The sequence below is a fragment of the Streptomyces doebereineriae genome, assembly GCF_031845645.1.
In the GTDB taxonomy this organism is placed as follows: Bacteria; Actinomycetota; Actinomycetes; order Streptomycetales; family Streptomycetaceae; genus Streptomyces; species Streptomyces canus.
This window is the reverse complement of sequence record NZ_JAVREZ010000559.1, coordinates 1-395: the sequence shown is the minus strand read 5'-3', so window position 1 is coordinate 395 and position 395 is coordinate 1. Positions and strand designations below refer to the sequence as shown.

Sequence of the window (395 nt, the reverse complement as noted above, 5' to 3'; positions counted from 1 at the left end):
AGCTCACCCGCGTCGCTGGCCCTTCCCCGATGCTGTACGTCGCCTCAGCCATGCCCCAGATTGCGTCAAACGAGTAGGAAAAGCGCCACGTCCGCACTACCTTCACGGCTCGGTCAACGCCCCGCTCGCACAATCCCAGCACGGGCATCCCCATCCCATCCCAACACGATCCCAGCACGGTGCGGATGACCAGAAATGACGACAGGTGACGAGGGGTCAATCATCCCAGCACTATCCCAGCACAGGAAACGCAAAGGGCCCGACCCTGGAGAGTCGGACCCTGCCTGACCTGCACATTTGCAAGATCAGCGACGGGGCGACATGTCGGCGGCTACACGTTGAAGCGGAACTCCACCACATCCCCGTCCTGCATCACGTACTCCTTGCCCTCCATG

1 protein-coding gene is annotated in these 395 nt (G+C 61.8%); it reads right to left on the bottom strand.

The features are described 5' to 3' along the window. Window positions 1-331: 331 nt before the first annotated feature. Window positions 332-395, bottom strand: a 64-nt coding sequence (locus RNB18_RS53245) for a DUF933 domain-containing protein (RefSeq protein ID WP_311721208.1), incomplete at its 5' end; no start/stop codon positions are given.